This window comes from Paenibacillus sp. FSL H8-0537 (assembly GCF_038051995.1).
Classification (GTDB): Bacteria; Bacillota; Bacilli; order Paenibacillales; family Paenibacillaceae; genus Pristimantibacillus.
The window spans coordinates 1093823-1104284 of the sequence record NZ_CP150290.1; the positions used below are offsets into that span (position 1 = coordinate 1093823).

The 10462-nt window shown below is 50.4% G+C and carries 8 protein-coding genes; 6 read left to right on the forward strand and 2 right to left on the reverse strand.

Annotated elements, in window-relative coordinates; genetic code table 11:
• Nucleotides 1-2: 2 nt before the first annotated feature.
• The 6 genes from MHB80_RS04525 (at nucleotide 3) to MHB80_RS04550 (ending at nucleotide 6857) form a co-directional block, all read left to right on the forward strand.
• Nucleotides 3-941 carry a transketolase C-terminal domain-containing protein gene (locus tag MHB80_RS04525; protein WP_341281055.1) on the forward strand — a complete coding sequence of 313 codons (939 nt, stop codon included), beginning with the start codon at nucleotides 3-5 and terminating at the stop codon, nucleotides 939-941.
• 12 nt (nucleotides 942-953) lie between these two features.
• Nucleotides 954-2459: a glycerol kinase GlpK gene (glpK, locus tag MHB80_RS04530; RefSeq protein ID WP_341281056.1), complete on the forward strand. Its 1506-nt coding sequence runs from the start codon at nucleotides 954-956 to the stop codon at nucleotides 2457-2459.
• Nucleotides 2460-2963: 504 nt separating this feature from the next.
• Nucleotides 2964-3815 carry a sugar phosphate isomerase/epimerase gene (locus MHB80_RS04535; protein WP_341281057.1) on the forward strand — a complete coding sequence of 284 codons (852 nt, stop codon included), beginning with the start codon at nucleotides 2964-2966 and terminating at the stop codon, nucleotides 3813-3815.
• A 259-nt stretch (nucleotides 3816-4074) separates the two neighbouring features.
• Nucleotides 4075-4503: a MarR family transcriptional regulator gene (locus tag MHB80_RS04540; protein ID WP_341281058.1), complete on the forward strand. Its 429-nt coding sequence runs from the start codon at nucleotides 4075-4077 to the stop codon at nucleotides 4501-4503.
• Between the two features lie 32 nt (nucleotides 4504-4535).
• Nucleotides 4536-6191 (forward strand): MDR family MFS transporter, encoded by a 1656-nt coding sequence (locus MHB80_RS04545; RefSeq protein WP_341281059.1) that lies wholly within the window; start codon nucleotides 4536-4538, stop codon nucleotides 6189-6191.
• A 174-nt stretch (nucleotides 6192-6365) separates the two neighbouring features.
• Nucleotides 6366-6857 (forward strand): effector binding domain-containing protein, encoded by a 492-nt coding sequence (locus tag MHB80_RS04550; RefSeq protein ID WP_341281060.1) that lies wholly within the window; start codon nucleotides 6366-6368, stop codon nucleotides 6855-6857.
• 99 nt (nucleotides 6858-6956) lie between these two features.
• Here MHB80_RS04550 and MHB80_RS04555 read toward each other — a convergent pair whose 3' ends face one another.
• Both MHB80_RS04555 and MHB80_RS04560 read right to left on the reverse strand, forming a co-directional pair.
• The gene (locus tag MHB80_RS04555) at nucleotides 6957-8234 is read right to left on the reverse strand and encodes a LysM peptidoglycan-binding domain-containing protein (RefSeq protein WP_341281061.1); all 1278 of its coding nucleotides are present in this window, start codon (nucleotides 8232-8234) and stop codon (nucleotides 6957-6959) included.
• Between the two features lie 411 nt (nucleotides 8235-8645).
• Nucleotides 8646-10412 (reverse strand): hypothetical protein, encoded by a 1767-nt coding sequence (locus MHB80_RS04560; RefSeq protein ID WP_341281062.1) that lies wholly within the window; start codon nucleotides 10410-10412, stop codon nucleotides 8646-8648.
• Nucleotides 10413-10462 lie beyond the last annotated feature (50 nt).

Genomic DNA, 10462 nt, shown 5'->3' on the forward strand with positions numbered 1-10462 from the left:
CGATGGCGAATAAAATACCGAATCGGCAAGTCATTTGCGAGACGCTGGTAACACTGGCGCAGGAGGATAAAGATATTATGGTGCTGGCGAGCGACTCGCGCGGCTCTGCGGCAATGGCGCCTTTCGCGAATGCTTATCCCGAGCAGTTTGTAGAGGTCGGCATCGCGGAGCAAAATATAGTCGGCATCTCGGCAGGCCTTGCCCATAGCGGCAAAAAGCCATTCGTAACGTCACCGGCCTGCTTCCTGAGCATGCGCAGCATTGAGCAAATTAAAGTCGATGTCGCTTATTCCGGCACGAATGTGAAGCTGGTTGGCATTAGCGGCGGCGTCAGCTACGGCGCACTCGGCATGTCGCACCATTCGGTGCAGGATATCGCCGTGGCGCGGGCGATTCCGGGGCTGGCGATTATTTTGCCAGCGGATCGCCATGAGACGAAGCGGATGACCGAAGCACTTGTTCAGCATGAGGGTGGCGTGTACGTCCGTATCGGCCGCAATCCGGTTGAAGACAGCTACGAGTCGGATGACTATGAATTTGTTATCGGCAAGGCCGTGACGATGCGCGAAGGCACGGATATTACGATTATTGCGACGGGAGAAACGGTAAGAATCGCTTTGGATGCGCAGGCGGAGCTGGCGGAAGCGGGCGTGTCGGCACGCGTGCTGAACATGCATACGATTAAGCCGCTTGACGAGGAAGCCATCGTGTGTGCTGCACAGGAAACAGGCGGGATCATTACCGTTGAGGAGCACAGCATTCATGGCGGTCTTGGTGCAGCGGTTGCTGAGGTGGTTGTGCAGCAGCATCCGGTGCCGATGCGGATTTTGGGCATTCCCGATGAGCCGGCAATTGCGGGCAAAACATCAGAAGTGTTTGAGCATTATGGCATTAGCAGCAGCAATATAAAAGCGATTGCTTTAGGCATGCTGGGAAAGTAGAGGGCATCGGCGATGGACAAAAGCTATCTGCTGACGATTGACCAAAGCACCTCCGGCACAAAGGCGCTCGTTATTAATCATGCGGGCGAGGTTGTGTCGCGCAGCTCTGCAGAGCATACGCAGTATTATCCGCAAGCAGGCTGGGTGGAGCATGATCCGCTGGAAATTTATGAGCAGGTGAAGCAGGCAGCGAAGGAAGCACTGCGAGCAGCAGGCATAGCAGCGAGCGAGCTTGTGGCACTTACCATTACGAATCAGCGGGAGACTGCTGTGATGTGGGATAAGGAGACGGGGCAGCCTGTTTATCGCGCCATCGTCTGGCAGTGCCAGCGAACCGCAGAACGCTGTGATGCGCTAAAGGCGGACGGTTTGGAGCCGTTGGTGCAGGCGAAGACAGGCCTGCTGCTTGATCCGTATTTCTCGGCGGCAAAATGGGGCTGGCTGCTGGAGCATGCCGCTGGCGCCAAAGAGCTGCTCGCAGCAGGCAGGCTGCTCGTTGGTACGATCGACAGCTGGCTGCTGTGGAAGCTGACGGGCGGGGAAGTGCATGCGACCGACTATACGAATGCGAGTCGGACTTCATTGTTCAATATCCACACGCTCCAATGGGATGTGGAATTATGCGAGCTGTTCGGCATTCCGCCAGCTGTGCTGCCCGAGGTGAAATGCTCGGATGAGCGGTTCGGTTATACGAACGACTCGGATTTATTCGTTGAGCGAGTTCCGATTACGGGCATCGTAGGGGATTCACAGGCTGCGCTGTACGGACAGCTGTGCCTGGAGCCGGGCACTGCGAAGGCGACCTATGGCACCGGAACATCGGTGCTGATGAATGTGGGCAGCAAGCCGGTCGCTTCCGGCAATGGGCTGGTGCTCGCCATTGCCTGGGGGCTCAGCGGCAAAATGACCTATGCGCTGGAAGCGGTTATTCGCACCTCCGGCGACAGCATGCGCTGGGTGCGGGATAATCTGGGGCTGTTCAGCTCGTTTAGCGAGCTTGCGCAGCTGCTTGAGGAGACGCCGGATAATGACGGCGTCTATCTTGTCCCAGCCTTCGTCGGGCTGGGAGCGCCTTATTGGAAGCCGCATGCCCGGGCGGCGATTACCGGCATGAGCCGGGGAACGGGCAAGGCGCATATTGTGCGCGCCGCCTTGGAGAGCATCGCGTATCAGGTGCGCGATGCGGCCGAGCTGATGCAGGCGGAGACCGGCATCGCCTTGAAAGGTTTGCGAGCCGATGGCGGAGCATCGGACAATGCCGTTCTGATGCAGTTTCAGGCGGACATGCTCGGGCAAGCTGTCTCGAAATCCGATGTAGCAGAGCTTTCCGCTATGGGCTCCGCCTATATGGGCGGCGTAGGTGCAGGCTTTTGGGAGAATGAGGAGCAATTGGTTCAGCTATTGGGCGCTAAGGCGAGCGCTTATCGCTCGTATTTGCCTGCGATGAAGCAGGAGGAGAGTGACCGCTTGTACAAAGGCTGGAAGCAAGCGGTTGCCTCTGTATTGCATGAAGGCTAGATATAAAGTCAACATTTAGATGACTTTCACATGACTAGAGGCAATGATGCGTGTTATAATACGATTAGAAAATGCGTACAATGCAAAGAGAGCCGTGCTGGTAACACGACTCTCCGCGCAATAGCCGCTTTTAAGGGCGGTAGGCTTCAGTATAGGATGACGATAGATAGACCGCTACCTTTGACCGAGGGCGGTCTATTTGTTTTTATTGAACAGTAGTGCTATTAGCGCCACGAGAAGCGTACCAAAGGTAAGCATAAGCATGAGTGCTTCAAATACTGTCACAAGGCATCCCTCCCTTCTATCGAGAGGTAGCCGACCGCCCTTGTAAGCCTTTTCTATTACTTTGCGATTATACCATGGCAAAGGTTTGAATGGATAGATATGTATATTTAGAATGAGCTTCAGCTGCGCAAAATATGCAACATTGACGCTAATACAAGCTTTAAGGTATAAAAAGAATGTAAACGTTTTTATGCTCACATCGAGAGGGGAATTACTTTTATGACATTGGAAATTGGCTTGCAGTTGTTTTCTGCCAAAACCGAATTTGCACGTGATCGCGCTGGCACTTTGAATAAAATTGCGGAAATTGGCTACCGAAACATCGAAATTCCACTCGATTTTACAGGCCAGGATTTGTTCAAGCTCGGCGATCTCAAGGCTGCTGATTTGAAGCAGCTTGTAGATCAAGCGGGCCTGAACGTAATCGCCACTCATATTTTCGTCTCGGACGATGCCCAAATCGCTGATGTCATTGCCTTCAATAAAGAGCTGGGCTGTACGAAAACGATTATTCCGATATCATTTTTCACCAATTACGAGGATGTCCTTGCATTCAGCGAGAAGCTGAACCGCTACGGCAGCCAAATGCGCGAGCAGGGCATCAGCCTGCTTTATCATAACCATTTCCATGAGTTCCAGAAGTTCAATGGTAGCTATGCGCTCGATATTATTTTGGAGCATACCTCTCCTGAAAATGTTGGGTTTGAGCTTGATACCTATTGGGCGCTGCGTGGCGGCGTTGATGTTGTAAGCTATATCGAGAAGCTGGGCAGCCGCTGCGAATTTATTCATCAGAAGGATTTGCCGGCGAGCGTTAATCCGGTTAACCTTTTTGAAACGCTTGATGAGAACGAGCCCGTTACGATGGGAACATTTATGTCGATTGGAAGCCCAGATGCGTTCACTGAAATTGGAGAAGGCACGATTGATATTGCGGGCATTTTGCAGGCGACCCAGAAGCATACAAGCACTAAATACATTATTGTAGAGCAGGACGCAACAAATAAAGGCGAGCTGGAAAGCATTGAAATTAGCTATAAAGCTTTGACTAAGCTGTTGGCTGAGCTGTAGAACGCAGCTATCATTAACGGCATCTATTATAGTTAAAATAGTAAGAGCCGAGATCTGTATTGCAGATTTCGGCTCTTTTTTGATTTTGCCCAAGTGAAGCGCCACATGTCACAAAACCAAATAGGCTAAAGCATTGACTAATTTCGCAAAAAGATTTATAGTGATAAATAGTTTAGTAATGAAATATTTATTAATTGCGCTTTATGATAAAGCGCTGGAATGATTGGACGATGAACGCAAATAGGGAAGGGGTGAATACATGCCAAGCAAGGAAGACGTTGTCGAGCTCTCCACCATGTTCAAATTGATCATGAAAAATGCGAATTCAGAGTGGAACAAGCGGATGCAAGGGAATATGTCATTGTCCCAGTTCAAGCTGCTTTATTGGCTCAAACAAGATGGACAGCAAAGAGTATCCGATCTGGCAGAGAAAATGTGCATTTCCGCTGCTGCCATAACGGGATTGGCTGATAAGCTATCTGCGGAAGGCAATATTGATCGAGTTAGGGATGAGGAAGATCGCCGCGTCGTATACATCGATATTACTGAGAAAGGGAAAGCTACTCTCGACCAAATATCGGATGATCAAAAAGAGACGCTCGGCATGATGTTAAACTGTCTGGCACCTGAGGACATCGCACATTTAAAACGGATTTTCAAAAAGCTAAACGATCATATGCATAATTAATTCATACCGAATGAGGGGAAGAGATTTAACCTATGGAACATTTATCACAAAAAAGAAAGCTGACCATTATGGTTGCGATTATGTTCGCTATGTTTTTTGCAGCGATCAACCAAACCATCGTCAGTACGGCGATGCCAAGAATTATTGCGGAGCTGCACGGAATGGAGCTGTACACATGGTCGATTTCGATCTACATGCTCACTTCAACCATCGCGACGGTACTTGTCGGCAAGCTGTCGGATATTTACGGACGTAAGCCTTTTATATTGGCCGGTATTTTATTTTTTATCATCGGCGCTTTTCTTGCAGGAACATCGACTGACGTTTACCAAATGATTTTCTACCGTGCGATTCAAGGTGTGGGCGCAGGTATAATTATGGCAACGGCCTTTACCGCAGTAGGCGACTTATTCCCGCCACGGGAGCGCGGCAAATGGACCGGAATTATGACAGCCGTTTTTGGCTTTTCCAGCGTTATTGGTCCAACATTTGGTGGTTATATTGTTGACCACATGGCATGGCACTGGGTATTCTGGATTTTCCTTCCGATCGGCATTATCGCCTTCATTATGATTTTGACGCTGTTTCCGAAGACGGAACGCAAGCAATCCGAGTCGATTGACTACTTGGGCTCGCTGTTTCTGACGACCACGCTTGTGCCATTGCTGCTTGCTTTTACATGGGCAGGTACGAAATATGCGTGGGGCTCTGCCCAAACGATTGGCCTATTCGCGGCAACGCTCGTATCGGCACTGATTTTTGTATTCGTCGAATCCAAGGCGAAAAGCCCGGTGCTGCCGCTTCATTTTTTCAAAAATGGGATTGTAACGCTCTCTAATGTAATTGGCTTCCTGATGAACTTCGGGATGATGGGCGCTTTGATTTACCTCAGCTTCTTCGTGCAAGGCGTGCTGGCGATTTCGCCAACCTATGCTGGATATGTCACGATGCCAATGTCGATTGGTATGGTTATTACGAGCGCGATTGGCGGTCAATTGATCAGCAAATCGGGCAAATACAAAAAATTCGCCTTAATCGGCATGCCGCTTATGGTGGCTGGCATGGTGCTGATGGTGTTTATGAACAGCGTATGGATGGCAGTTCTGGCGATGATCGTTTTTGGCCTAGGTCTCGGCCTTGGGATGCCGGTATTCTCGCTGGCTATTCAAAATGCGGTTCCATTCAAGGAGCTTGGCGCCGTAACGGCGGCCATGCAGCTGTTCCGTAATATGGGCGGTACCATCGGTATTGCTGTAATGGGAACCGTGCTTTCAACCAGCTTGAAAAACAATCTGACCGAGCTTGCCCAGTCGGGAGACGCTGTTGACCTCAGCAAGCTTGATCCGAAAGTGGCCCAAGAGTTCGCCGTATTTGCGAATCCGCAAATGCTGACGAACCAGCCAGAGCTGGAAAAGCTGCACCAAAGCTTGCCGGCCGACCTTCAACCGTTGTTTACAAAAATGGTGGAAATGCTTCGCGAAGCGCTCGCTTCGTCGCTTTCAACCGTGTTTCTTGCAGGCACGCTAATTTTGGTCGGTGCGGTCATTTTGACCTTCTTCCTGAAAGAAATTCCGCTCCGCACGTCGAATGCAGCACCACAGCCAGCAAACACGGATGCAGCAGCGGATACAGATACGGATGCAGGCAGCAAGCTGCGCGGCAAGCTTGTCAGTCAGCCGACAGAGTAATCCGTTATCGATTATCATTCATTAAGCGAAAGCCAGTGTGCTTCGCAGATTAAAAGCCATCCCCAAGTGCAGCATCGGAAGCAGTCTTACCGATGAGCGCGAGGGGATGGCTTTTTTATGATAAAATAGCTGTATTTCCTGCCTGTTTAGATAGAATTGAATGGAGGACAGCTCATGGAACGGAAACGAGAAGCAGAGGTCGTAGCACTGCCGCTTTTCCAGGTCGTAGGCTTTAAAGTAGAAGCGAGCGTTCAAGAGTTTGAGTCGGGATTTGGAAAGAAGACCTATCATTCTTTAGTAGAAAGAAAAGCAGAAATTTTGCATAGGAAAAATGACCATATTCTTTTAATTCAAATTTATCCGATGACTGCTGATTTTAATCCCCAGACAGATCGGTTCACAAATATCATTTGCTGCGAAGTAAGCGAGCTCGGCGATGTGCCGCTGCATATGATGAGTCATACGGTGGCTGAAAGCAAGTATGCGGCCTACACGCATATCGGGCCTGAATCGGAGCTTAGCCGCTCGTATAATTATCTTTATGGCGAGTGGATGGAAGAAACGGGACATGTGCCGCAGCATTATGATTTCGAAGTTTGGGATGAGCGATATGAACCCGAAAGCACAGAAAATGAGATTGATATATTTGTGGCGTTGAAGCAATAGCCGAGGTAAGACAATCGAATGTTTTAACGAACGATGGACATAACAAAAAGCGAAAGCCCTCCCGCAGCGGAGGGCTTTTTTGGCAAGGTAGCAACGCTGCTACACCAGCTTGCGGACGGTGAAATTTTGCTGCAGGACGTACCAATTTTGGGGAAAGGGTACGCCAAGCACCCAGTAGCTTACTCCTCTGAGCTTATAATCCTTCACAATATTGAATTTGGCTTGTACGCTGCGGGCGTCCTCATACCAGACCTCATGCTGCGCGCCTTGTTCATCATAGTAAGTATAATGAGGCGATTCGGCTATCGGATCATATTGAATCGTTGCGCCATATTTAGCGGCCCGAGCGACGGCTTGGGGCGGATTGACTGTCGGCGCCCACTTGCCGCCTTTTACGTACGGCAGCGTCCAGTCATAGCCATAGAGCGGCATGCCCATGACAATTTTGGAGGCGGGGATGACGGATAGCGCATAATTCAGCACCTTAACGACTTCGTTGAGTGGAGCGACAGCGAGCGGAGGTCCGCCAGACCAGCCCCATTCATACGTCATCAAAATAACAAAATCGACAATCCGTCCATGGGCGGCATAATCATGCCCCTCGTATAACGTGCCTTTCTGCTCCGCGCTTTGCTTCGGGGCAAGACAAGTAGATACGAGCAGATGATAGGGATGCAGCGTATCCACCAGCTTTTGCAAAAAAGCATTATACGCTTCACGATCTGCCGCCCGCACATATTCAAAATCCACATTCAGCGCCATGTAGCGCTTCTGCTGCATCACGGACAAGACGCTTGCAATGACCGCGCTTTGAATCGCGGCATCTGTCAGCACAGCATGGGCAATATCGCTGCTGAAGGTGCCGTTCTCGAAATTGGTCAGCACCATCATTGGTGCTGCTTTCTCTTGAAACGCCGCTTCAATTATAGCGCTGTCGTCAATTGGCACAAGCGTGCCGTCCAACTGGACACGATAGCTGAATGGGCTCAGATAAGTAAGGTTGGCGCCAATTTCATGGACGAGCGCTACGCCGTTTGCGCCGAATTTTTCCGTATAGCCGTTCACTTCTATGATAGGCTTCTCCGGCTGCGGTATGACGAGCACTTGGCCTGCCTTAATGAGGGCAGGGTTTTTGAGCTCGTTTGCGCGCATGAGTTGTTCGATTGTAACGCCGTATTTCAGGCCGATGGACCATAGGCTTTCTCCCGGAAGCACCTTATGATTGCCAGCCTCCAAAGGAATAATGATTGCCTGGCCAATGACGAGTGGAACATCAGCGGATATGCCATTTGCTGTAGCGATAGCATCCGTGCTGACGCCGAAGCGCTGTCCGAGCTGCCACAGCGTATCGCCTTTTTTAACCGTATGGATATGCATTTCGCGATAAAACCTCCCCCAAGCAAAAGTTCTTTATCTACTTATATTCGACCGTTCTATGAAAAAAGACTTCGGTTTCACTTTTCCTTCTTTGTGTATGTGGGGTTGCTTCTGCTCTTCTGTTCTTCAGCTCTTCAGCTCTTCTGCTCTTCTGCTCTTCATCTGTTTTAAAAAAGGCCCCCAAAATAAAAATGGGGGCCTAAAAGCGGCATTGTAGCTTTTTTGTTTTGGTTTGTTTTAAAAGTGTGGTGAAGAGGGGCGGAGTGGAATGAAAAGCTTGAACTGGAGAAGCGCAGCGTTCGCTTTTACCGTTGGATTTCCCCCTATGGGGGCTAATTCACAGAAATCCAACGGTAATGGCGATCGGAAGTCAAGCTTTTCATGCAACGCAGCCACCTTTCACCATAGCTTTTACGACGATAACCGAATCGAAAAGCGGTTATCGACTGGGGACAACAAATTAACGATCACGCTTTGACAGCCAGCGGGGTGGCTATCGTCGCGAACGGAAGGCATCCAATGCTCGAATGCGCCGGACGTCAGCTCAATTGCCGAGCCATCTGACGTTTCATAGCGGCAGGAGCCCTGCTTCAAGAAATAGTTGCTGCTGCCGGCAATGGCTTCGAGACCTTCACCGCTAAGCTTGCCATCCTTGGCAAAAACAAACGTCAGCTGCGTCATTACATCTTCTTGCAGCTTATCGGAATGCAGGCGAATATCCCAGCCGTCTGCCGTTTGCGTAAGCTCCGATTCGATAAAATGCTCCTGCAAATGGGTTCTTTCCCGCTCTCCATGGGGAAGCAGGTACCAAGGGGCGTCCGCTGTTACACCGTCCGCTTCCAGCTTCGGAAGCAAATGGCTAGGAATGGGCCCATTATAGCCTTTATACATGCGTTTGCCGAGCTTATAATGTCCGTCTTCCGCTTGAAACTGGTCGAAGCTGACGACGCCGGGTGTAAAGGCAGTCGACACTTTAACCGCAAGCAGGCTCGCTGAGCCATGTCGGAGCGAGAAGAAGGATGGCGCACTCGTCATAACCGTTGCGCTTGTCTGTCCATCACGGACACGAACGAGCGGCGCGCCGAAGGCGGTATGCGCGGAGCTGTGCGTAATGTGAAGCTGATGCCCCTGCTTTTTCATCTCCTGCAAATCTTCATGAATCGGGTGCTGACCGTTGATGATTTTTACATATCGATCAGACAGCGCAGCCCGCTCTAAATGGCTGATGTCCATTTGCTCCGGATAGAGCAGATAGCCAATGAGCGGATGGTCTGTCACCGAGAAGAACTGTTTAAAGAAAGGACCCGCATAATCGGACAAGGCGGCAAACAGCGGATCACGGTCATACGATGCCATCAAGCGGTAGGGGAGAAAATAGCCGGACATATCCGATGGCTGTCCATAATCCTGCCTGCCAGAATAGTCCGTTACAACCTCGCCGGAAGGGTGAACCAAATATTGCATCATTCGCAAATTGCTGCGTACACTTTCCAGCAGCTCAGGGCGATCAAGCGACAGCGCTGTATGATACAGGGCAATATCGCTGACAGCATTGTAGATGCCATTGCTGCGCTCGGTCCATTCGCCATCGGCAGTAATATCAATGCCTTCTGCAAGCCATGCATTCGCACGAGCCACAAGCGCCGGATCAGGGAAGGACTTGTTCAGCAGTCCTAAGGCTGCTGTTAGAATCCAGCGGTGATTTGGCGTATGGCAGCCGCCCTCAAGCATGGCTGGCGTTGCCCGCTTCAGAAACAGCGCAAGCAGGGAAACAGCCTTTTCAAAAGCGGGATATTCCACACTTTGCTGCTCCAGTAGCTCATAAAGCTGCGCAAAACCAATCACGACAAAGCCGGTATCCGGCGGCGAGTGGTAGTTGGTTGAGCCAAGCGTAATCGTTCCGTCGCTATGCTGGCGGTTCAGCATATATTGCAGCGCAAGCTCAAGGCTGGCAAGCAGCTGCTTGTCGCGATAAAACGCCGATTCCGGACTGCACAAGGCAGCAGTCCACTTTGCGATGACAGCGCCTGTTCCGACATGGCTCGGATGAGGCAGGCCTGTAAATGAGTCTATAATGCCTCCGACATTTCGGCTTTCGGAGTCTTTAATTTGAAGGCCAAGAGATTGGGTGACAAGCTGATCATTTAATTGCACCAAGCGCTGATAGATGGAGTCCATGTTGTTGCTCCTTTTTAGGTTTGTGGTTTTTTTGAATGAGGAAAACCCTC

Bases quoted from the DNA above. Each gene is read 5' to 3' on its own strand.
- MHB80_RS04560 (WP_341281062.1), bottom strand. From the start codon at position 10,412: ATGGACTCCATCTATCAGCGCTTGGTGCAATTAAATGATCAGCTTGTC.
- glpK (WP_341281056.1), top strand. From the start codon at position 954: ATGGACAAAAGCTATCTGCTGACGATTGACCAAAGCACCTCCGGCACA.
- MHB80_RS04550 (WP_341281060.1), top strand. From the start codon at position 6,366: ATGGAACGGAAACGAGAAGCAGAGGTCGTAGCACTGCCGCTTTTCCAG.
- MHB80_RS04525 (WP_341281055.1), top strand. From the start codon at position 3: ATGGCGAATAAAATACCGAATCGGCAAGTCATTTGCGAGACGCTGGTA.
- MHB80_RS04555 (WP_341281061.1), bottom strand. From the start codon at position 8,234: ATGCATATCCATACGGTTAAAAAAGGCGATACGCTGTGGCAGCTCGGA.
- MHB80_RS04540 (WP_341281058.1), top strand. From the start codon at position 4,075: ATGCCAAGCAAGGAAGACGTTGTCGAGCTCTCCACCATGTTCAAATTG.
- MHB80_RS04545 (WP_341281059.1), top strand. From the start codon at position 4,536: ATGGAACATTTATCACAAAAAAGAAAGCTGACCATTATGGTTGCGATT.
- MHB80_RS04535 (WP_341281057.1), top strand. From the start codon at position 2,964: ATGACATTGGAAATTGGCTTGCAGTTGTTTTCTGCCAAAACCGAATTT.